The sequence below is a fragment of the Parahoeflea alexandrii genome, assembly GCF_024105735.1.
Classification (GTDB): Bacteria; Pseudomonadota; Alphaproteobacteria; order Rhizobiales; family Rhizobiaceae; genus Hoeflea; species Hoeflea alexandrii.
This window is the reverse complement of record NZ_JAAAML010000002.1, coordinates 120277-143171: the sequence shown is the minus strand read 5'-3', so window position 1 is coordinate 143171 and position 22895 is coordinate 120277. Positions and strand designations below refer to the sequence as shown.

At 61.5% G+C, this 22895-nt stretch carries 18 protein-coding genes; 15 read left to right on the top strand and 3 right to left on the bottom strand.

The window, feature by feature from the left end:
* Nucleotides 1-89: 89 nt before the first annotated feature.
* From GTW23_RS10370 to GTW23_RS10345, 6 genes are all read left to right on the top strand, one after another.
* Nucleotides 90-1454, top strand: coding sequence for a glutamine synthetase family protein (locus GTW23_RS10370; RefSeq protein WP_152011265.1), 1365 nt, complete (start codon nt 90-92; stop codon nt 1452-1454).
* Nucleotides 1455-1529: 75 nt separating this feature from the next.
* Entirely contained in the window at nt 1530-2918 is a 1389-nt protein-coding gene (locus tag GTW23_RS10365) for an aldehyde dehydrogenase family protein (RefSeq protein ID WP_152011266.1), read from the top strand.
* Nucleotides 2915-4060 (top strand): iron-containing alcohol dehydrogenase, encoded by a 1146-nt coding sequence (locus GTW23_RS10360; protein ID WP_152011267.1) that lies wholly within the window; start codon nt 2915-2917, stop codon nt 4058-4060. Before GTW23_RS10365 ends, GTW23_RS10360 begins: the two co-directional genes overlap by 4 nt.
* Before the next feature lie 223 nt (nt 4061-4283).
* On the top strand, nt 4284-5027 hold the full coding sequence (locus GTW23_RS10355) for a helix-turn-helix transcriptional regulator (protein ID WP_152011268.1): 744 nt from the start codon (nt 4284-4286) through the stop codon (nt 5025-5027).
* A gap of 247 nt (nt 5028-5274) precedes the next feature.
* Entirely contained in the window at nt 5275-8733 is a 3459-nt protein-coding gene (pyc, locus tag GTW23_RS10350; RefSeq protein ID WP_252915691.1) for a pyruvate carboxylase, read from the top strand.
* A gap of 217 nt (nt 8734-8950) precedes the next feature.
* Entirely contained in the window at nt 8951-9355 is a 405-nt protein-coding gene (locus GTW23_RS10345) for a hypothetical protein (RefSeq protein WP_152011724.1), read from the top strand.
* Nucleotides 9356-9415: 60 nt separating this feature from the next.
* Here the strand turns inward: GTW23_RS10345 and GTW23_RS10340 are convergent, their stop codons facing one another.
* Both GTW23_RS10340 and phaR read right to left on the bottom strand, forming a co-directional pair.
* Nucleotides 9416-9847 (bottom strand): GlcG/HbpS family heme-binding protein, encoded by a 432-nt coding sequence (locus GTW23_RS10340; RefSeq protein ID WP_252915690.1) that lies wholly within the window; start codon nt 9845-9847, stop codon nt 9416-9418.
* Nucleotides 9848-10014: 167 nt separating this feature from the next.
* Entirely contained in the window at nt 10015-10608 is a 594-nt protein-coding gene (phaR, locus tag GTW23_RS10335) for a polyhydroxyalkanoate synthesis repressor PhaR (RefSeq protein ID WP_152011271.1), read from the bottom strand.
* 245 nt (nt 10609-10853) lie between these two features.
* Here phaR and GTW23_RS10330 point away from each other — a divergent pair, with 245 nt between their 5' ends.
* From GTW23_RS10330 to GTW23_RS10290, 9 genes are all read left to right on the top strand, one after another.
* Nucleotides 10854-12029, top strand: coding sequence for an acetyl-CoA C-acetyltransferase (locus GTW23_RS10330; RefSeq protein ID WP_152011272.1), 1176 nt, complete (start codon nt 10854-10856; stop codon nt 12027-12029).
* Nucleotides 12030-12141: 112 nt separating this feature from the next.
* A complete protein-coding gene (gene phbB / locus GTW23_RS10325; RefSeq protein WP_152011273.1) occupies nt 12142-12867 on the top strand; it encodes an acetoacetyl-CoA reductase in 726 nt (241 codons plus the stop codon).
* Nucleotides 12868-13006: 139 nt separating this feature from the next.
* Nucleotides 13007-13720 (top strand): glutathione S-transferase, encoded by a 714-nt coding sequence (locus tag GTW23_RS10320; RefSeq protein ID WP_252915689.1) that lies wholly within the window; start codon nt 13007-13009, stop codon nt 13718-13720.
* An 833-nt stretch (nt 13721-14553) separates the two neighbouring features.
* Nucleotides 14554-17724: a helicase-related protein gene (locus tag GTW23_RS10315; protein WP_252915688.1), complete on the top strand. Its 3171-nt coding sequence runs from the start codon at nt 14554-14556 to the stop codon at nt 17722-17724.
* A gap of 11 nt (nt 17725-17735) precedes the next feature.
* Nucleotides 17736-18125, top strand: a complete 390-nt coding sequence (locus tag GTW23_RS10310) for an RNA-binding S4 domain-containing protein (protein WP_152011276.1) — start codon at nt 17736-17738, stop codon at nt 18123-18125.
* A 335-nt stretch (nt 18126-18460) separates the two neighbouring features.
* Nucleotides 18461-18799, top strand: a complete 339-nt coding sequence (gene fdxA, locus GTW23_RS10305; RefSeq protein WP_152011277.1) for a ferredoxin FdxA — start codon at nt 18461-18463, stop codon at nt 18797-18799.
* A gap of 417 nt (nt 18800-19216) precedes the next feature.
* Nucleotides 19217-19786, top strand: coding sequence for a CarD family transcriptional regulator (locus GTW23_RS10300; RefSeq protein WP_152011278.1), 570 nt, complete (start codon nt 19217-19219; stop codon nt 19784-19786).
* Nucleotides 19787-19935: 149 nt separating this feature from the next.
* Nucleotides 19936-20076, top strand: coding sequence for a hypothetical protein (locus GTW23_RS10295; RefSeq protein WP_252915687.1), 141 nt, complete (start codon nt 19936-19938; stop codon nt 20074-20076).
* Between the two features lie 197 nt (nt 20077-20273).
* A complete protein-coding gene (locus GTW23_RS10290; RefSeq protein ID WP_152011279.1) occupies nt 20274-21137 on the top strand; it encodes an RNA polymerase factor sigma-32 in 864 nt (287 codons plus the stop codon).
* A gap of 183 nt (nt 21138-21320) precedes the next feature.
* On the opposite strand, the gene GTW23_RS10285 is transcribed toward GTW23_RS10290, so the two are convergent.
* A complete protein-coding gene (locus GTW23_RS10285) occupies nt 21321-22835 on the bottom strand; it encodes a M48 family metalloprotease (RefSeq protein WP_252915686.1) in 1515 nt (504 codons plus the stop codon).
* Nucleotides 22836-22895 lie beyond the last annotated feature (60 nt).

The following is a 22895-nucleotide window of genomic DNA, read 5'->3' as shown; positions in this document are numbered from 1 at the left end:
GCCTCCCGGCTTGCGCCGGGGGGCGGATTGCCGCTACAGCGCATCACGAAATCCCGGCCCCCGGGGGCCGCTTACCAGGATCAGATCACATGGCTGGAAACCTTACCTTCGATGAGCTGAAATCTGCCGCAGGCTCCGGCGATATCGACACCGTGCTGGTGTGCTGTGTCGACATGCAGGGCCGCCTGATGGGCAAGCGTTTCCATGTGCAGAACTTCATCGAGTCGAGCCACAAGGAAACCCATTGCTGCAACTACATGCTGGCGACGGACCTCGAAATGGCGACGCCGAACGGCTATGCGACGACCAGCTGGCAGGCGGGTTATGGCGACTACGTGATGCAGCCCGACCTTTCCACCCTGCGGCGGGTGCCGTGGCTGGAAGGCACGGCGATGGTGCTGTGCGACCTTCTTGATCACAATACCCACAAGCCGGTACCGCAATCGCCGAGGCAGATCCTGAAAGTGCAGATCGCCCGGCTGAAGGAACTGGGCTACGAGGCGATGATGGCGACAGAGCTCGAGTTCTTCCTGTTCGAGCAGAGTTTTCGCGATCTCGCCCGCTCGGGCTACCGCGAGCTGACCCCGATCAGCGCCTATAACGAGGATTACCACATCCTGCAGACGACCAAGGAAGAGAGCATCATGCGCCCGGTACGCAACCATCTGTTTGCCGCCGGCATTCCGATCGAAAACTCGAAGGGCGAAGCCGAGACCGGCCAGGAAGAGCTCAACATCCGTTACTCGGAAGCGCTCGATTGCGCCGACCATCACACCATTGCCAAGCACGCGGTCAAGGAAATTGCCTGGGCCAATGGCCGTTCGGTCACCTTCCTGCCGAAGTGGAACGCAAACAAGGTGGGCTCGTCGTCGCATGTGCACATGTCGCTGTGGAGCGGCAAGGAGCCCGCGTTCCGCGACGGGAACGGCGAGTACGGCATGTCCGAGCTGATGCGCCACTTCATGGCGGGTCTGATCGAGTACGCCTCGGACTACACCTGGTTCCTGGCGCCCTATGTGAACAGCTACAAGCGTTTCATGAAGGGCACCTTTGCGCCAACCCGCGCGGTCTGGTCGGTCGACAACCGCACCGCCGGTTTCCGCCTGTGCGGCGAGGGCACCAAGGCGGTGCGTGTCGAATGCCGCATCGGCGGCTCGGACATGAACCCCTATCTTGCCCAGGCGGCGCTGCTGGCGGCTGGAATCAAGGGTATCGAGAACAAGCTCGAACTGGCGCCGCCGACGGCCGGTGACATCTACGAAAATGCGAACGCCAAGCACATCCCCTCGACCTTGCGGGCATCGACGGAAACCTTGCGGAACTCGCAAATGCTGCGGGAGGCCCTGGGCGATGCCGTGGTTGACCACTATGTGCGCTGCGCGGAGTGGGAACAGGAAGAATTCGACAAGGCCGTAACCGACTGGGAAATCGCCCGCGGTTTCGAGCGCGCCTGACCGGCAGACGCAACAGACATGTATGATGGCCGGCACTGCCCAGACACGGGAAGGCCGCCTGAGGGAGACCAAGCAATGAGCAGTTTGAAACTGATATCGCCGGTTGACGGGTCGGTCTATGCCGAGCGCCCGGTCATGGGCGTGGATGATGCGGCAGCCGCCGTCGCCCGGTCGCGCAAGGCGCAGAAGGACTGGGCCCGACGTTCGCTTGAAGAGCGCATCGCCCTGGTCCGGGCGGGCGTCGCCCGGCTCCAAGAAATGCAAGACGAAGTGGTGCCGGAACTGGCCTGGATGATGGGCCGGCCCGTGCGCTATGGCGGCGAGTTCGGCGGCGTCAACGAGCGCACCAACTACATGGCCGAGATTGCCGCGCGGGCGCTGGCGCCGATCGAGATCGAGAACTCGGCCCAGTTCGAACGCCGGATCGTGCGCGAGGCGCATGGTGTGGTCTTCGTCATCGCGCCCTGGAACTACCCCTACATGACAGCGATCAACACCGTTGCTCCGGCGCTGATCGCCGGAAACACGGTGGTGCTCAAGCATGCGACACAGACGCTGCTGGTGGGCGAACGTATGGTCCGCGCCTTCCATGAGGCGGGTGTGCCGGAGGACGTGTTCATCAATCTGTTCCTCGACCACCAGGGGTCGGAGAAGCTGATTTCGTCCGGCAGCTTCGATTTCATCAATTTCACCGGCTCGGTCGGTGGCGGCAAGGCGATCGAGCGGGCCGCCGCCGGTACCTTCACCGGCATGGGCCTCGAGCTCGGCGGCAAGGATCCCGGCTACGTGATGGAAGACGCCGATCTCGACTGGGCCGTCGACGTGCTGATGGATGGCGCCATGTTCAATGCCGGGCAGTGCTGCTGCGGCATCGAACGGCTCTACGTCGCCCGCCCGCTCTATGATGCCTTTGTCGAGAAGGCCGCGGCCTGGGTCTCGTCGGGCCTCAAGCTCGGCAATCCGCTCGACAAGGAGACGACCATCGGGCCGATGGCCAATGTGCGCTTCGCGCAGGAAGTCCGGGCACAGACGGCGGAGGCCATTGCGCAAGGCGCGCGCGGGCTGATCGATCCGAAGCTGTTTCCGGCCGATGACGGCGGCGCCTACCTGATGCCGCAGGTGCTGGTCGACGTGACCCACGACATGCGGGTGATGCGTGATGAAAGCTTCGGCCCCGTTGTCGGGATCATGCCGGTCGACAGTGATGAGCAGGCACTTGCGCTGATGAATGATTGCCAGTTCGGCCTGACTGCCTCGCTGTGGACCAATGACGCCGAGCGGGCAGCGCGCATCGGCGCCGAGATCGAGACCGGCACGGTATTCATGAACCGGGCGGATTATCTCGACCCGGCGCTGTGCTGGACCGGCTGCAAGGCCACCGGTCGCGGTGGCTCGCTGTCGGAAATCGGCTTCCACAATCTCACCCGTCCCAAATCCTACCATCTGAGAAAGAAATCCGCATGAGCCCGCGCGCCAACTGGTCCTATCCGACAGCCATCCGTTTCGGGGCTGGCCGCATTTCCGAACTTGCCGAGGCCTGCGCGGCCGCGGGCATGAAGAAGCCGCTTCTGGTCACCGACCGGGGGCTTGCCTCGCTGCCGATCACGGTCAATGCACTCGACCTTCTGGAAGCCGCTGGCCTTGGCCGGGCAATGTTCGCGGAAGTCGATCCGAACCCGAACGAGAAGAACCTCGAGGCCGGTGTCGCCGTGTTCAAGGCTGGCGGCCACGACGGTGTCATCGCCTTCGGTGGCGGCTCGGGCCTCGATCTGGGCAAGCTGATCGCTTTTCAGGCCGGGCAGACCCGTCCGGTCTGGGATTTCGAGGATATCGGCGACTGGTGGACCCGCGCCAATGCCGACACGATCGCGCCGATCATCGCCGTGCCGACGACCGCGGGCACCGGCTCGGAAGTCGGCCGGGCAGGGGTGCTGACCAATTCGGTGACGCACGTCAAGAAGATCATCTTCCATCCGAAGCTGCTTCCGGCTGTGACGATCTGCGATCCTGAACTGACCGTCGGGATGCCGAAGATCATTACGGTCGGCACCGGCATGGATGCGTTCGCGCATTGCCTGGAAGCCTATTCCTCGCCGTTCTACCATCCGATGAGCCAGGGCATCGCGCTCGAGGGCATGCGGCTGGTGAAGGAAAACCTGCCGCTGGTGGTGGCTGACGGCTCAAACCTGGACGCTCGCGCGGAAATGATGAGTGCGGCCGCCATGGGCGCTGTCGCGTTCCAGAAAGGGCTCGGCGCCATCCATGCGCTGTCGCATCCGGTGGGTGCGGTCTACAATACCCATCATGGCATGACCAATGCGGTGGTGATGCCGCCGGTGCTCAGGATGAACCGCCCCGTCATCGAGGAGCGCATCGCCCGGGCTGCGGCCTACATGGGCATCTCCGGCGGTTTCGACGGGTTTTACGATTATGTGCTCCAGCTGAGGGCCGACCTCGGCGTTCCGGACAAGCTGGCCGAACTTGGCGTAGGCCGCGACCGGATCGACGAGATGACGGCGATGGCGCTGGAAGACCCGAGCGCCGGCGGCAATCCGGTAGAGATGACATCCGAGAATACCAAGGCACTGTTCGAAGCCTGCATCTGATCCCTGACGATCCCTACCCTGACCGAACCGGCCTGCGCCTGCTGCGCGGGCCGGTTTTTTGTGGCGGAGCGGAACCCACTCGCTTCCTCGTGGTGAGATTGCAAAGAAATACTGGCGCAACTGCAAGATTTAGGATTACAATGCGCTTTGAAAGCTGATTTTACTGGCAAATATTACTGATTTTTTAGCGACAGTCGCCGGATATGGTCCTCTGGGGGAGATTATGGAAATGAACGCCGTTCTGCAGTTTCTTGATGCTGAACGAAACGAAGAGGAAGGCGCAGAGAGCATTCGCGCCCGGATCCGCGATGTTGTCAGCCGGCTCGGATTTGACTATTTCACACTGGTGCGGCAACCCGGACCGGAGAGTCCGGCTTCCGATATCATGCTCGAAGGGCAGTGGCCCAAGGGCTGGCCCGACCTCTATGTGAAACGGAAATACGCAACCATCGATCCGATTGTCCGCTATCTGGGGCACAGCCAGCGCGGCTATCGCTGGCGCGAGCCGATGGAAGCCTTCAAGGAAGACCCCCACCACAAGCGGATGCAGCGAATGATGGCCGATGCCCGCCGTTTCGGCCTTGAGGACGGATATGCGTTTCCTGTCCACGGCCGGCGTGGCCTGGTCGGCGTCCTGACAGTCGCGGGCCGTCCGGTCGAGTTGTCCCCGTCGGAAATGGCGATGATGGATGCGCTGGCCAAAAAGGCGTTCTGGGAACTGCTCGAGGCACTCGATCCGGATGCGCACGAGCGGATCAGCCGACCGGTGACAATGCCCCTGACGCGGCGTGAAATGGAAACGCTCGAGTATCTGGGCTACGGCATGACGTCCAACGAAATGGGCGCCACGCTGGGCCTTTCGGCGCACACGGTCGACTGGTACATGAACGGCATCCAGGACAAATTGCAGGCCAAGAATCGCCATCACGTGGTGGCGATCGCCTTCCGGCTCGGGCTCATCTCCTAGAGCCGATCATCTTTAGCTGGAATTGTTTGAACCTGGCCTTTTGCGCCCTGGACTGCGTCGCGCGAGGCTAACGGCGCTTGCGCCGCGTCGCTGCACGCTTCTGGCCAGATCTCGAAATCCCGGCGTTCAAACAATTCCATCTAAAGATGATCGGCTCCAATTTGCACTGCAGCAAAACAGGCGCTAATGATTGAAGGCGGGGCTCGTTGAGGCCCCGCTTTTCTTGCCCAAACCCGGGAGCCTCTTCGTGCCGATTTCCAAGATTCTTGTCGCCAACCGTTCGGAAATTGCCATTCGCGTGTTTCGCGCCGCCAACGAACTGGGGATGAAAACCGTCGCGATCTGGGCGGAAGAAGACAAGCTTGCACTGCACCGCTTCAAGGCGGATGAATCCTACCAGGTCGGCCGTGGTCCTCACCTGGAACGGGATCTTGGTCCGATCGAAAGCTACCTGTCGATCGACGAGGTGATCCGCGTTGCAAAGCTGTCGGGTGCGGATGCGATCCATCCGGGATATGGCCTGTTGTCCGAAAGCCCGGAATTCGCCGATGCCTGCGCCGAGAACGGCATCATCTTCATCGGCCCCAGGCCGGAGACCATGCGCCGGCTGGGCAACAAGGTGGCGGCACGCAACCTGGCGATCGAGATTGGAGTGCCGGTGGTACCAGCTACCGAGCCGCTTCCCGACGACATGGACCAAGTCGCACGAATGGCCGACGAGATCGGCTATCCGGTCATGCTGAAGGCCTCGTGGGGCGGGGGTGGCCGGGGCATGCGTGCCATTCGCGACCCGAAGGACCTGGCCCGCGAAGTCACCGAAGCCAAGCGCGAGGCAAAGGCGGCGTTCGGCAAGGATGAAGTCTATCTCGAAAAGCTGGTGGAGCGGGCGCGCCATGTCGAAAGCCAGGTTCTCGGCGACACACATGGCAATGCCGTGCATCTGTTCGAGCGCGACTGCTCGGTGCAGCGCCGCAACCAGAAGGTTGTCGAGCGCGCCCCCGCCCCTTACCTTACGGAGGCCCAGCGGCAGGAGCTGGCGGCCTACTCGCTCAAGATCGCAAATGCCACCGGCTATGTCGGCGCGGGCACAGTCGAATACCTGATGGATATCGACACCGGTGCCTTCTACTTCATCGAGGTCAATCCGCGCATCCAGGTCGAACATACGGTGACCGAGGAAGTGACCGGCATCGATATCGTCAAGGCGCAGATCCACATCCTCGAAGGCGCCGTCATCGGCACGCCGGAATCGGGCGTTCCGGCGCAGGCCGACATCCGGCTCAACGGCCATGCACTGCAGTGCCGCATTACCACGGAAGACCCGGAGCAGAATTTCATTCCGGACTATGGCCGCATCACCGCCTATCGCGGCGCCACCGGCTTCGGCATCCGGCTTGATGGCGGTACGGCCTATTCGGGAGCGGTGATCACACGCTTTTACGATCCGCTGCTTGAGAAAGTTACGGCCTGGGCGCCGACGCCGGAGGAAACCATTCACCGGATGGACCGGGCACTGCGGGAATTCCGCATACGTGGCGTGGCCACCAACCTGACCTTCCTCGAGGCGATCATCGGTCACCCGGAGTTCCGCAACAACACCTACACGACGCGCTTCATCGATTCGACGCCGGAACTGTTCGAGCAGGTCAAGCGTCAGGACCGCGCCACCAAGCTTCTGACCTATCTGGCGGACGTGACCGTCAATGGCCATCCCGAGACCAAGGGACGTCCATTGCCGGCGGCCGATGCGGCGCCGCCGCGGGTGCCGCATGTCGACATGCCGGTGGTAGATGGCACCCGGCAGCGGCTCGACCAGCTTGGGCCGAAGGGGTTTGCCGACTGGATGCGGGCGCAAAAGCGGGTGCTGATGACCGATACGACGATGCGTGACGGCCACCAGTCGCTGCTCGCCACCCGGATGCGGACACACGACATTGCAGCCGTCGCCGGTGCCTATGCCCGGGCGCTGCCTGACCTCCTGTCGCTGGAGTGCTGGGGCGGAGCGACCTTTGACGTGTCGATGCGGTTCCTGACCGAGGATCCGTGGGAACGGCTCGAAATGGTGCGGCAGGGCGCGCCGAACCTGCTGTTGCAGATGCTTCTGCGCGGCGCCAATGGCGTCGGCTACAAGAATTATCCCGATAATGTGGTCAAGCATTTTGTGCGCCAGGCGGCGCAGGGCGGGATCGACCTGTTCCGCGTGTTCGACTGCCTGAACTGGGTCGAGAACATGCGCGTGTCGATGGACGCTGTGTGCGAGGAGAACAAGCTGTGTGAAGCAACGATCTGCTACACCGGCGACATTCTCAATTCGGCCCGGCCGAAATACGACCTGAAGTACTACACCGCGCTTGCGGCCGAGCTGGAAAAGGCCGGCGCCCATATCATCGCGGTCAAGGACATGGCCGGGCTGCTGAAACCGGCCGCGGCGCGGCAATTGTTCAAGGCGTTGCGCGAGGCCACCGACCTGCCGATCCATTTCCACACGCATGACACGTCGGGGATCTCGGCAGCGACGGTGCTGGCGGCGGTCGACAGCGGCGTCGACGCGGTCGATGCCGCCATGGACGCGCTTTCCGGCAACACCTCGCAGCCGTGCCTGGGCTCGATCGTCGAGGCGCTAAAGGGCCACGAGCGCGATCCTGGTCTTGATACCGAGTGGATCCGGCGGATCTCGTTCTACTGGGAGGCGGTGCGCAACCAGTATGCGGCGTTCGAGAGCGACCTCAAGGGACCGGCCTCGGAAGTCTATCTTCACGAGATGCCGGGCGGCCAGTTCACCAATCTGAAGGAGCAGGCGCGCTCGCTGGGACTCGAGACCCGCTGGCATGAAGTGGCGCAGGCCTATGCCGATGCCAACCAGATGTTCGGCGACATCGTCAAGGTGACGCCGTCTTCCAAGGTGGTGGGCGACATGGCGCTGATGATGGTCAGCCAGGATCTCAGTGTCGCGGATGTGGAGAACCCCGGCAAGGATGTTTCCTTCCCCGATTCGGTGGTTTCGATGATGCGCGGCGATCTCGGGCAGCCGCCATCGGGCTGGCCGAAGGCTTTGCAGGGCAAGGTGCTCAAGGGCGATGAAGCCTATACCGCGCGTCCGGGCTCGCTTCTGCCGGATGCGGATCTCGAGATCGAACGCAAGGAAATCGAGACCAAGCTCGAGCGCGAGATCAGCGAGAACGAGTTTGCCTCCTACCTGATGTATCCGAAGGTGTTCACCGATTTTGCTCTGGCAACGGAAACCTATGGACCGGTCAGCATGCTGCCGACGCCGGCCTATTTCTACGGTATCCCGGTTGGCGGCGAGCTGTTTGTCGAGATCGAGAAGGGCAAGACGCTGGTGATCCAGAATCTCGCCCAGGGCGAGCCGGACGACAAGGGCATGGTCACCGTGTTCTTCGAGCTCAACGGCCAGCCGAGGCGGGTGAAGGTGCCGGACCGGGCGCATGGCGCATCGGGGTCGGCGGCGCGGCGCAAGGCGGAAGCCGGCAACGACGCGCATGTGGCGGCACCCATGCCCGGGGTGATTTCGACCGTTGCGGTCACCGCCGGCCAGGACGTTACCGCCGGCGATGTGCTGGTGTCGATCGAGGCGATGAAGATGGAAACGGCGATCCACGCCGAGCGCGATGGCACGCTGGCCGAGGTCCTGGTCAGGACCGGGGACCAGATCGATGCAAAGGATCTTCTCGTGGTCTATGCCTGAGATTGTCGCCGGTCATCCGGCGGCCATCAACAGCAAGCCGCGGCGTTGGTGCGGCGCGGCTGACAGCGGGCCCGAACCGGCCCGGCAGATCTGCCGGGCAGCCGAAGACACGAATATGATAAAGTTCTGATCGAAGCGCTTGCGCTTGGCGGATGGATTTCGCATGGTCGCGCTGGCCGCAAGGGCCGGTGTCGCTCATTCCATTCCGAGGTTTTCCATGCTTGCCGCTATTCCGCTGATGATCGTGCCACTGATCGGGTACAATCTGGTCATGATAGGGTTGCTCGGCGGCGGTATCGCCGAACTGCAGACGACGATCTTTTCGACGTCGATGATGTCGGGTGCGACCTGGACGATGAGCATGGGCGACCTGCTGATCGTGGTCGCGCTGGTGTTGCTGTTCATCGAAGTGCTGAAGGCAACGCGGACCGGACCCTGGTCTGTGATCGATCACATGCTGTCGATGTTCGTTTTCGTGGCCTTCCTGGTCGAGTTCCTGCTGGTACGTGATGCCGCAACCCAGGTTTTCTTCATTTTGATGGTGATCGCATTCATCGATGTGATTGCCGGATTTTCCGTCTCGATCCGGTCCGCAGGCCGGGACGTCTCGATCGGGCTGTAACCCGGCAATCCCAGAGCCGATCATCCTAAAGATGACCGGCTCTGGTGGTTGCGCGCGGGGTCAGCCTGCGTCCGGCGTGAAGCCGGCGGCCTCGATACCGGCAATCGCGGCGATCTCGTCATTGTCGGACGTATCACCGGTGATGCCGACGGCACCGATGATGGCACCGGTGGAATCCTTGACCAGAACGCCGCCGGGAATGGCGACGATCTTGCCGCCGGAAACGGCCGAGAGGCCTTCCAGGAAATGCGGCCGGGTTTCGGCCTGGGCATTGAGCCAGCGCGACCCGACGCCAAGCGCAAGCGCGCCATAGGCCTTGCCGCTGGCAATCTCGAACCGCATCATCGACGCCCCGTCCTCGCGCTGGAATGCCTTGAGGTGACCGCCGGCATCGAGCACGACCACCGCAAGCGGCTTGAGGCCGAGTTCCTTGCCTTTCGCCAGCGCGCTGTCGATGATCTTGAGTGACTTGGCCAGGGTAAGTTCGGTCATGGGATTGCCTTTCGGGTCTGTGTCGGGAACGGATGACACGCTTATAGGCGTTCCCTCGGCGTGCGCGCCACCGGTTTGCGACAGGCGGATAGCGAAAGCTGTTTTGCCCTGAGGGAAATAATCGACCTGAACTTGTTCTCTAATGGACTGCCCGGGCGTTGCGAAGGTCAGCTGTCGATCGAGTTGATCTTGTCCTGAAGCTGCTTGAGCTGCGACTTGAGCTCATCGATATCCTTCGAGGTGTCGGATTTTTTCGGCGCTTCCTCCGATGGCGCTGAATGGGCCAGCGCGAAGGGCGAGAACATCTGCATCGCCTTCTGGAACATCTCGGTGTTGCGGCGGACCTGTTCCTCGACAAGCTGGATCGGCAGCTGGATGTTGCGGGCCATCGGGTTGTCGCCGAAGGACTTGGTGATCTGGGCGCGGACCTGCTCCTGCTGCTCTGTCAGGGCGGACATGGAGTGTTCGAGATAGCTCGGCACAACCATCTGCAACTGGTCGCCATAGACGGAAATGAGCTGCCGGAGGAAGGAGACGGGCAGGAGCGTGTTGCCGGTCTTTGATTCCTGCTCGAAGATGATCTGGGTCAGAACCGAATGGGTGATGTCGTCGCCGCTCTTGGCGTCGAGGACAACGAAGTCCTCGCCCTTCTTGACCATGACCGCCAGGTCATCCAACGTCACATAGGTGCTGGTGCCGGTATTGTAGAGTCGTCGATTGGCGTATTTCTTGATGGTGATGGTGCCGCTGTTCTTCGCCATTCTTCACTCTCCTCAAATGGTCTCCCCAGACCGGATCCCCGCCTCGTGGCCCCAGACTGTAGGCGAAAACCGTTGATAAAGACAAATCCTTTGTGCAATGCGGTGAAAGCGACCGGGAATCGTCAGACTATGGTCCTGATTTAACCGATTGCATGGAATATTCGGTGTTCGGGGATTTGACAGGAACAGCAAGCTCCTGCACGTTCAGAACAGCTTTTCACAATACATGACAGGGAAAATCCATCATGAGTTCTATCGTTATCGCCAGTGCCGCCCGCACTCCGGTCGGGTCTTTCAACGGCGCTCTGTCTTCCGTTGCCGCCCATGATCTGGGCGCAGTCGCCATCAAGGCAGCGCTTGAACGCGCCGGTGTTGCGCCGCAAGAAGTCGACGAGGTCATCCTCGGCCAGATTCTCTCCGCGGGCCAGGGCCAGAACCCGGCGCGGCAGGCAGCGATGGCTGCCGGTATTCCGCAGGAAGCAACAGCCTGGGGCCTCAACCAGCTGTGCGGTTCCGGCTTGCGCGCGGTGGCGCTCGGCATGCAGCAGATCAGCTCGGGCGACGCCAACATCATCGTTGCCGGCGGTCAGGAATCGATGTCGATGGCGCCTCACGCAATGCATTTGCGCAACGGCGTGAAGATGGGGGCGGCCAACATGGTCGACACCATGATGCATGATGCGCTGACCGACGCCTTCTACAACTACCTGATGGGCAATACCGCTGAGAACGTTGCCAAGCAGTGGCAGCTTTCGCGCGACGAGCAGGACACCTTTGCCGTCAATTCGCAGAACAAGGCAGAAGCGGCGCAGAAGGCCGGCAAGTTCAAGGATGAGATCGCCGCAGTCACCATCAAGGGTCGCAAGGGTGACACGGTCGTCGAGGAAGACGAGTACATCAAGCATGGCGTGACCATCGAGGGCATCTCCAAGCTGCGCCCGGCGTTCGACAAGGAAGGCACCGTGACCGCCGCCAACGCATCGGGCATCAATGACGGCGCTGCCGCCACCGTGCTGATGAGCGAAGCCGAAGCTTCCAAGCGCGGCATCACACCGATGGCACGGATCGTCTCCTGGGCCACCGCCGGCGTTGACCCGCAGATCATGGGCACCGGCCCGATCCCGGCGTCGCGCAAGGCATTGGAAAAGGCCGGCTGGAGCGTCAGCGACCTCGACCTGGTGGAAGCCAACGAGGCGTTTGCTGCGCAGGCCTGTGCGGTCAACAAGGACATGGGCTGGGATCCGGCGATCGTCAACGTCAATGGCGGCGCGATTGCCATCGGTCACCCGGTCGGTGCATCGGGTGCGCGGATCCTGAACACGCTGCTGTTCGAAATGGCCCGCCGCGACGCCAAGAAGGGTCTTGCGACGCTGTGCATCGGCGGCGGCATGGGCGTGGCGCTCTGCGTCGAGCGCGGCTGAGACTGAAGGGGAGGCAGGCGCGCTGGTTCGAAGCCAGCCAGCGCGCCGGTTAGATCAAGTCCGCTCAAGACGGACAACAGAGTGTCAAAAGTGATCCTTGAGGAGGAGCAGCATGAGTAAAGTAGCAATCGTGACGGGAGGGTCACGCGGGATCGGGGCGGCAATTTCAATCGCACTGAAGCAGGCGGGCTATACGGTCGCCGCCAACTATGCCGGCAATGACGAGGCGGCCGCGAAGTTCACCGCAGAGACCGGGATCAAGACCTATAAATGGTCGGTCGCCGACTATGATGCCTGCGTTGCTGGAATCGCCCAGGTCGAGGCTGATCTCGGTCCGGTGGCGGTGCTGGTCAACAATGCCGGCATCACCCGCGATGGCATGTTCCACAAGATGACGCCGCAGATGTGGAACGAGGTGATCAACACCAACCTCACCGGCCTGTTCAACATGACCAACCCGGTCTGGGGCGGCATGCGCGAGCGCAAATATGGCCGCGTCATCAACATCTCCTCGATCAACGGTCAGAAGGGGCAGGCAGGCCAGGTCAATTATTCCGCCGCCAAGGCTGGTGACATCGGCTTCACCCGGGCGCTGGCCCAGGAAGGCGCGCGTGCCGGCATCACCGTCAATGCGATCTGCCCGGGCTATATCGGCACCGACATGGTGCGCGCCATCGACGAGACTGTGCTTAAAGAGCGCATCATTCCGCAGATCCCGGTGGGCCGTCTCGGCGAGCCCGAAGAAATCGCACGCTGTGTGGTTTTCCTGGCGTCCGAGGATGCGGGCTTTGTTACCGGCTCGACGATTTCGGCCAATGGCGGTCAGTATTTCAGCTGATCACAATGGCCCGGTCTGAAGGATTTGCGCCCGGCGGGAAACTGCCGGGCGTTTTGATTTGGGAATGAATGTTCTGCTGAGGCCTTCTTGCTGTCGGGGATCCGGATCGGGACAAGCCCAGTTAAAGGAGAGATCGGCAGTGACTGATTACACGCTCTACTACTGGCCCATCCAATTCCGCGGTCAGTTCGTCCGGTCCGTTCTTGCCCATATCGGCTGCGTCTGGGAGGAGGCCGGATATGAGGCGTCGCTTGCGCAAAGAACATCACCGCCGGGCGAACAGCTGATCGCGCATATGGGACCACCGGTTCTGACGGACCATCAGCGCAACATCCATGTTTCCCAGATGCCGGCGATCCTGAGCTTTCTTGGCGAAAAGCACGACTTGACGGGAACCGATCCCGCGACACGGGCGATGTGCCTCAAGGTCGTATGCGACGCCAATGACGTGCTCTACGAGATGACCCGGTACAATGGCGCGCAGATGTGGACGGACGCGGCGTGGGCGGATTTTCTACCGAGACTGCATCGCTGGATGGGAATTTTCGAGGAGACCGGCTGGCGTTACGGCGTGAGGGTGAGTTCCGGATTCATGCTGGGAGGTGATGCCCCGGGGCTGGCTGATCTCGTAACTTCAACATTGTGGGGCACGATGACCGCAAAGCTGCCCGCGCTCAGGCCGGTGCTGGACCGTCATGCCCCGGCGATTGCCGGGCTTACGGACCGGATTGCGGCGATTGATTCCCAGATTGAGCTCAGGTCCCGGAGCGACGCGGCATTCGGAGACGCATGGTGTGGTGGGCAGATCGAGGCATCGTTGCGGGAGGTCCTGCGACGGAAGCAGACCGGATGAGTCCCGGCCGGAACCGCAAAGGTTAACGGAACCGGGTGTCAACCCTTTCATTCTCACCTTTTTCAGCAGCTCAATAGATGGCGACGCGGGCCAAATCACAAGATCTGGTGGTGAACAAACCGGGAAATCCCGCTTGAAGCTGATTCGTCGCCGATTCGTTCCAGCGCTGTTCCGGAAGTTAACAGGAACCGGAAAATGCCACCAAATGCCTTTACGAAGTGTTTGGAATGTTTAACAAAATCTGAACGGCTGAGAATGGGTGGCGAAGGAATCGACAGATGATTTTGGCAAGCGCAGCAAACGGCAAAGGTTAATTTTCGGGTTGGGCAGCGTCGATACCGTGGTGCCGACTGTCCAAGACTAGTGGCAGCATGGTGGGCGAGAATCCATATGTTGTGGTGAACAAATGGCCAACCGGGCCAGGTCAATGATTCGTCGCCGATTCGTTCCACCGCTGTTCCGAAGGTTAATCCGATCGTTCAAAGACCGGGTAACTGATTAAAGAAGTATTTGGAAATATTGATAAACTCTTAAAATGAGCGGCTGACTGACCACCTTGCGGAGCGGCGTGGATTTGAAAGGTTAACGCAACCGGGGCTGCTTGGCGGAATCGCTGCGAGGGCGATTCAGCATATGGTGTCGTGGATGGTCACGCAGGGCAGATATGGGGGTGAACAAAGCCGGAATCAGGACGAGTCATTGATTCGTCGCCGATTCGTTCCGCGACTGTTCCAATGGTTAAATTGCGAGTCTTCGGGTTCTTTGCGATTAGCCCCTGTTTCGCCTTCTCCGATGTGATAGGTAACGCGCGACCTGACCTGAATACGGACGACATGCCCGCTTTCCCCAGCCATCCCCCGAAACCATTGATCCTGTCCGGGCGCGGTGTCACTGCCGTGCTGGGACCGACCAATACCGGCAAGACGCATTTCGCCATCGAGCGGATGGCGGCGCATTCGTCGGGCGTTATCGGACTGCCGCTGCGGCTCTTGGCGCGCGAGGTCTACGGGCGGATGGTCGAAAAGGTCGGGCTAAGCCATGTCTCGCTGGTCACCGGCGAGGAAAAGATCACGCCGCCGGGCGCACGCTACTCGGTGTGCACCGTCGAGGCGATGCCGCAGGAAACCAATGCCGCCTTTGTCGCCATCGACGAAGTGCAGATTGCCGGAGATCTTGAACGCGGCCACGTCTTTACCGACCGAATCCTGTCATTGCGCGGCCGGGAGGAAACGCTGCTGCTCGGATCGGCAACGGTGCGCGGCATTCTCGAGCAATTGCTGCCGGGGATCACAATCGTCGAGCGTCCGCGCCTGTCGGAGCTGCATTACGCAGGCTCGAAGAAGATCACGCGGCTGCCGCGGCGTTCGGCCATCGTGGCGTTCTCGGCCGACGAGGTCTACGCGATCGCCGAACTTGTGCGGCGCCAGCGTGGCGGAGCGGCGGTTGTTCTGGGGGCACTCAGCCCGCGCACCCGTAATGCCCAGGTCGAGCTCTACCAGAACGGCGATGTCGACTACCTGGTGGCCACCGACGCCATCGGCATGGGGCTCAACCTCGATGTCGATCATGTTGCCTTTGCCCAGGACCGGAAATTCGACGGTTTTTCCTACCGGCAACTTACGGCTTCGGAATTCGGCCAGATCGCCGGCCGTGCCGGCCGCCACCTGCGCGACGGCACGTTTGGCGTCACAGGCCAGGTTCACCCGCTGCCCGATGATCTGGTCCAAAGGCTTGAAAGCCATGTGTTCGAGCCGGTCAAGATCCTGCAATGGCGATCCAAGCAGCTCGATTTCTCCAGTCTGAAATCGCTGCAGGCGAGTCTCGAGCAGATTCCGGCAGTGCAGGGACTGACCCGGGCTCTGCCGGCGGTCGACCAGCGCGCGCTCGAGCACCTGGTCAATGATTTCGAGGTGCGCGACCTTGCCAGCACGCCGCAAGGGGTCGCCACCCTGTGGGATGTGTGCTCGCTGCCGGATTACCGGCGGATCGCTCCGGCACAGCATGCCGACCTGATTGCCACGATTTACCGGGACCTGATCCGCACCGGGTCGGTGAACGAGGATTTCCTCGCCGAACAGGTCCGCCGCACCGATTCCACAGACGGAGAAATCGACACATTGTCGGCCCGGATCTCTCAGATCCGGACATGGACCTATGTTTCCAACAGACCTGAATGGCTTGCCGATCCGACACACTGGCAGGAAAAGACGCGTGAAATTGAGGACCGTTTGTCCGATGCGTTGCATGAAAGGTTGACGAAACGCTTTGTTGACCGCAGGACATCTGTGCTCATGAGGCGCCTGAGAGAGAACGCGATGCTCGAAGCTGAAATCAGTGTGAACGGTGATGTCTTTGTTGAAGGTCACCACGTAGGACAACTGGCCGGATTCCGGTTCATGCCGGATAGCTCGGCGGACGGGCCGGACGCAAAGGCCGTTCTGGCTGCCGCGCAGAAGGCGCTGGCGCTGGAATTCGAAGCGCGGGCAGCACGGCTGCATGCCTCGGGCAATTCCGATTTCGCCATCGGGGCGGATGGCACCGTGCGCTGGCTGGGCGATCCCGTTGCCAAGCTCGCAAGCGGCGATCACATTCTCAAGCCGCGCACGATCCTGCTGGCCGACGAACAGCTGACCGGGACCGCCCGGGATTTCGTCGCCGCGCGCATCGACCGGTTCGTCAATCACCATATCGCCACGGTGCTCAAGCCGCTCGACGATCTGACCCGCGCCGAGGATCTTGACGGACTGGCGCGCGGACTGGCTTTCCGGCTGGCCGAAAGCCTCGGCGTCCTGTTCCGCCGCGACGTGGCCGAGATGATCAAGGACCTTGATCAGTCGGCGCGCGCATCCTTGCGCAAATACGGCATCCGTTTCGGCGCCTATCACATCTTCATGCCGGCTTTGCTGAAGCCGGCGCCGGCCGAATTGGTGACGCTGTTGTGGGCGCTTGCCAATGACGGGTTTTCGAAGCCCGGTTATGGCGACGTGACACCGCTGCTGGCCGCTGGCCGCACATCTGTCGCCACGGATCCCGAAATCGACCGCGAGTTCTATCGCCTGGCCGGCTTCCGGTTTCTTGGAAAGCGCGCCGTGCGCATCGACATTCTCGAGCGGCTGGCGGATCTGATCCGGCCGGCGCTGCAGTGGAAGCCGGGCACGCAAGGGACGCGTCCTGAAGCGGCCTATGATGGCCGGCGCTTCATCACCACGACCGGAATGCTTTCCATTCTCGGCGCCACCCAGGACGACATCGAGGAAATCCTCAAGGGGCTCGGTTATCGCGCGGACGCGGTTCCTGCCGAAGAGGCGCAGGTTCATCTTGCCGGTCTCGAGGCCGCGCAGGCGGAAACCGCTGGTGGAACTCCCGAGGGCCCCAAGGTTGAAGTCGTGGTTTCGCGAACTGCCGCGGACCGCCCGCTCAAGCCCGCCGCACCGGCCCAAGAACCTTCGACCTCAGCGGAAACTTCCGAAGACGCCACTGGCGAAGCTGCTTCCGATGCCGCGCAATCCCCCGCGGCCGATAACGCACCAACGGCCCAGCCGGCCGAGGCGGCAGCCGAAAGTGCTGCCGGTGAGACCGAGGCGCCTCAAGGTGATGCCGCACAGGCTGACATTGCTGAAGAAGCGGAAGCGCCGCGTCCGGTGCTGCTGTGGCGGCCGGGCGGCCGTCAGGACGGGCAGCGCGGGCCGCGCAATGCGCCCGGTGAAGGCAGAGGCCGTCGCGACGGTGGCAACCGCAACGCCCGGTCCGGCGAGAAGCAGGATGGCGAAGCTGCAGCCGATGGCGAGGGCCGTCCCAACCGGGGCCACCGCGGAAAGCCGGGACACCAGGGCAAGGGCGGACCCGGCCGGGGCGGCAAGGGCGGACATGGCAACAAGCCAGGCCACGGCGGTGATGCGAACCGTGGCAACCGCAACGACCGGCCGCAGCGCAAGGAGAAGCCGATCGATCCGGATTCGCCCTTCGCAGCTCTGGCAGCCTTGCGTGACCAGCTGAAGAAATAGGCACGGGTCTGGTGGAGCAGAGCGAAAGACAGCGGATCGACAAATGGCTGTTCTTCGCCCGAATCCTGAAATCCCGAACGCTCGCCGGAAAATTCGTTTCCGGCGGCAATGTCAGGGTCAACCGGGAGAAGATCGATCAGCCCAGCGCGCAGATCAAGCCGGGTGATGTCCTGACCATCTCGCTTGAGCGGCGGATCCTGGTGCTCAAAATCCTTGGCTGTGGCCATCGCCGTGGACCGGCACCTGAAGCGCAACTGCTGTACGAAGACCTGACGCCAAAACCGACCGAGGCAAGCAAGGCCGAAACGGTAGCGGCGCAGCGCGAGCCCGGTTCAGGCCGGCCGACCAAGCGTGACCGGCGAAAAATAGATCAGTTTCGTAATTCGGACGATGACGCATGAAATTGTCTTGACCTATGACACTGAGGAGAAGCTCATTCGCCAATCCGGCGCATGGGGAGCGAGGTTTCTCCGCGAGCGCCTTGCTGCGGCGCTTTGGCGGCATCTGATGTCTTGCAATACGGCGTCAAAGCCGGTACCTCACCGCCGTTGATCGTGACAGCTGCGGCTTTGCTCTCTTGAGCGCGATGTCCGCTGTGACGCTCTGAAAATGATGTATCTGTGGTCCAGCAGGAGCCAATCTGGCCGAACCGCATATGCAGCAGTTTTAAGTGCTAAGGCGTCCTTTTGCGCGTTTGATTGAACGCGCGGCGTCTTAGGAGCCTCAGGAGAGACGTATGACCTATGTGGTGACTGATAACTGCATTCGCTGCAAATACATGGATTGCGTTGAAGTCTGCCCGGTGGATTGTTTCTACGAGGGCGAGAACATGCTGGTCATTCATCCTGACGAATGCATCGATTGCGGCGTGTGCGAGCCCGAGTGCCCCGCCGAAGCCATCAAGCCGGACACCGAGCCCGGGCTTGAAAAGTGGCTCGAGGTCAACACTGAATTTGCCGACAAATGGCCGAACATCACAATCAAACGTGAAGCCCCGGACGACGCGAAGGAATTCGACGGCCAGGAAGGCAAGTTCGAGAAGTACTTCTCTCCGGAGCCCGGCGAAGGCGACTGACAGGGCCCGAGACGGTCAGGATTTTGCTGCAACGCGGCGTTGGGGCCGTTGCACCGCCGCACGATTAACCAAATCGCGGCACGATTTGCGCCAGCCTTTGGGAGGGCTCGCGCAAATCATTGATTTACACCATTTTTTGTGATACATATTTTATTACTGACATCTTCAAGGCGCCGCCAGGGCGAAACAAGAAGCAAAAACGGAAGCAAACGTCCCTCACAGCGGTGGTCTTTTCCTTGCAGCGCGATGCTGCCGGATTGCCTTATTCCGCGCGGTGACCGGCTGCGGCTTTTTGCCTTGTCCAGCTCTTGAAAGCGTTGTCAGTGCGATCGGCCTGCCGGCCATCGCAGGACCGGTCCGGGCAAGTCATGTCCGGCTCCCAGTGTCCGTTTCCGTAACAGGGAGTTTTGAAAACGCATGACAACCCAGCAGAAAAAGCCTTCACAGAGACAGGGTTTCAAGACCGGTGAATCGATCGTCTATCCCGCCCACGGCGTTGGACAGATCGTTGCAATCGAAGAGCAGGAAGTCGCAGGCCACAAGCTTGAATTGTTTGTGATTGATTTCGAAAAGGACAAGATGCGCCTCAAGGTGCCGGTCGCCAAGGCGTCGACAATCGGCATGCGCAAATTGTCGGAAACAGATTTTGTCGAGCGCGCACTGAAGGTCGTTCAGGGCCGCGCCCGGGTGAAGCGGACCATGTGGTCGCGCCGTGCGCAGGAATATGATGCGAAGATCAACTCCGGCGATCTGATTTCGATCGCGGAAGTGGTTCGCGATCTCTATCGCGCCGAGAACCAGCCGGAGCAGTCCTATTCCGAACGCCAGCTTTACGAAGCGGCGCTTGACCGGATGGCGCGTGAACTGGGTGCCGTCAACAAGATGTCGGAAACCGAGGCCGTTCGCCTGATCGAGGTCAACCTCAACAAGGGCCCAAAGCGTGGCAAGGCCAATGATGAAGAGGGTGCGCAAGAAGAGGCTGCATAATCCTCCAAACGTACATTCTGGTAGTATAAGCCCGGGCCGCCCAGCGCGCCCGGGCTTATTTTTTCCCATCCATAGGGCGTGAGCTGATCGGTCTGCAGGCCAGTCGTACAGGAGTGGCCCACCCCCGGATCTGCCGGAGAATCCAAGCCATGCGTGAAGTATGGATCTTCAAGGGCAAGGCTGCATGCGGCTATGAATGCCTGCTGGCGGGGGCTGTTGCAACGGTCCTCGGGCTGGGGCTGGCCCAGCCAGAATTTTGCCGGGCCATACCTGGCGTATGGATCGAATGACTGCTCGTTCGAATACTTCTCTTGATGTTTCCTCAGTGTTTATGGAACCATTTCGATGCTGTTGCCTTCACCTTAGTGGTGGTTGGACTGCTTCGGCCTTGTTTGACCCGATCACGCCGATGTCATCGGTCGTGATGATCCGTTCTTCGCCCGCGTGCGTAGAGTGAGTAAATCAGTCGAAAAGACCGGAGGGTGTCATGAAAGCGATTTCCGCAAACAGGCAGATGGTGCGAGCCGCAATGGCAGCGCCGTACCTCGAGCGAGAGCAGGAACACGACCTGGCTGTTCGCTGGAAAGACGAAAAAGACCAGGACGCCCTACACCAGATTACCATGGCGCACATGCGACTGGTGATTTCCATGGCGGCGAAATTCCGCAATTTCGGGTTGCCAATGAGCGACCTGATACAGGAAGGCCATGTCGGCCTGCTCGAGGCAGCGGCGCGGTTCGATCCGGGCCGGGATGTGCGCTTTTCGACCTATGCAACCTGGTGGATCCGGGCTTCCATTCAGGACTACGTGCTACGCAACTGGTCAATCGTGCGTGGCGGCACCAGTTCCGCCCAGAAGGCCCTGTTCTTCAACCTGAGGCGGCTCCGGGCGCGGTTGGCGCAGGACGATCCCTCGCTCACCGAGAGCGCAATTCACTCGCAGATCGCAAACACGCTTGGTGTCCACGCCAAGGACGTGGAGGTGATGAATGCTCGGCTTTCCGGCTCCGATTCCTCTCTCAACGCACCGATGTCGAATGGTGACGAGGGCAGCGCCTCCGACCGGATGGATTTCCTCAAGAGCGAAGAGCCTTTGCCCGACGAGCAGGTGTCGACCATCATCGACGAGGAACGCCGCAATATCTGGCTCGATGATGCGCTCAACACACTTAACCCGCGCGAATTGCGGATCATCCGCGAGCGGCGGCTGAGCGAGGACGGTGCGACGCTTGAGTCACTCGGTTCGGAACTCGGTATCTCCAAGGAGCGGGTGCGCCAGATCGAGAACCGCGCACTGGAAAAACTGCGCGCCGTGCTGACGACCTCGACGCCGGAAATTGCCAGCCTTTAGACCCTCCCATTTTTCGACGGCGTTGTTTGAGCCTGGTCTTGCGCGCTCCGAACGGTGCCGCAGGATGCTGGCGGCGCTTGCGACGTGCCACCTTATGGTTCGGCAGCCCGTCGGATAAGTTCGCTTTCAGTTGGAGATGATTGATCGAAAGGGCTGCAGCCGACTGCGGCCTGAAGCTTTCACTCACCGGTCCGTGACAATCTTGACCTTCTGGCCGGGCGCGAGAGAACTTCCGGGCGAAACCGCATTGAGCAGTCTGAAAAGCTCAACCTTGCGCTCCACGCCCCGCATGCGGGCGGCAAGCGAAGCCACCGTGTCACCGGGGGCTATGGTGACGATGCGGATGCGCAGAGGCTGCAGCTGCCTTATCTCCATGGCGGACATCCTGCTGAAGCCGGCGCGAACCACCGAGGCCGTGGGCTCCAGCCTGTCACTGCCGGTCGGGGCGGCGGTCAGGAACCGGTAGATACGGTCCTTCAACCGGATCACGGTGATATCGAAATCCCATTGATCCGCCCTTGCCCGCGCGACAGCCGCAGGCAGACCGTTGACACTGGTTTCCCGGATCGAGGCTGGGTCAAGCCCGGTCACCCAGCCGCTGGCGATGTAATCGGACAAGGACTGACGGCCGTTGTCGGTCACGCCGTCAAAGCGGATCGCAAGATCCCCGGGGCCGGTCGCCAGGACCGCGTCTGCATTGTTGTCGATGCGGAAGCCATTGGGTACCCTGAACTTGATACCCAGCACCGGGTGCAGGAATTCGGTGCCGCGCACATAGCCCTCATTGGGGCTGTCGCCAAACAGCAATCCATCAATGCCCTCGAGATAGTAGTCGCGACCGCGGTCACCCACACCTTCCATCCCGAACGCCCTGGCATGGTTCTTGGCAAGCTGCACCCGCTGGGGTGCGTTGGGGTGACTTGCCAGGAAGTCGAGGCTTGAATCCGACTCGGGATCGACCGAGCTGAACTGCTGATTGGCATTCATCGATTCAAGGAACCGTGCCGCTGCATAGGGGTCGTAGCCGGCTTCGCCGAGCATCCTGACCCCGATGACATCGGCCTGCAGTTCCTGGTTTCTCGAAAAGGCTGCGAGCGAGAGTTTGCCGCGGGCGACCGCGCGCCGGCCATCGATTGAATTGGCGAACAATTCCTCGGCCACCTGCCCGGCCAGTTCGACTTCCTGTTCGCGCCGCTGGCGTTCGAGGCCGTGATTGGCGGTGACGTGGGCCATTTCATGCGACAGGACGGCAGCCACTTCCGAGGCGTCATTGGCAAGCGCAAGCAGACCGCGGGTGACATAGAGATAGCCGCCCGGCAAGGCGAAGGCGTTGACCGCGGGAGAATTGAGCACGGTGATGCGATAGGCCTGGCTCGGGTTCTCCGACACCAGCGTCAGGGCGCCGACGATGCGGGCGACCAGCCGTTCGGTCTTGGCATCCGGGAATTCTCCGCCATAGCTGGCGATGATGCGCGGATGCTCGTTGGCGCCTATGCGGGTGCGGGGGTCGGAAGCGCCTGCCTTCTCGGCGGTCTGCGGCGTGGCCGATGGCGCCACTGTCGGTTGATAGACATCGACGCCCAGTGTCTGGCACGCGGACAAAAACAGCAGGCTGCCGGACAGGAGCAGCGCAGCGCGCAGCCGGTTGCGGAGGGGCGGGGATATCAATCTTGTATGGGGCGCAGCGATCTTGGCCATGGTCCGGATTGTTTTCTGGTCATCGTAATGCCGGGACGGAAGCTGAAAATCTCACAGGCC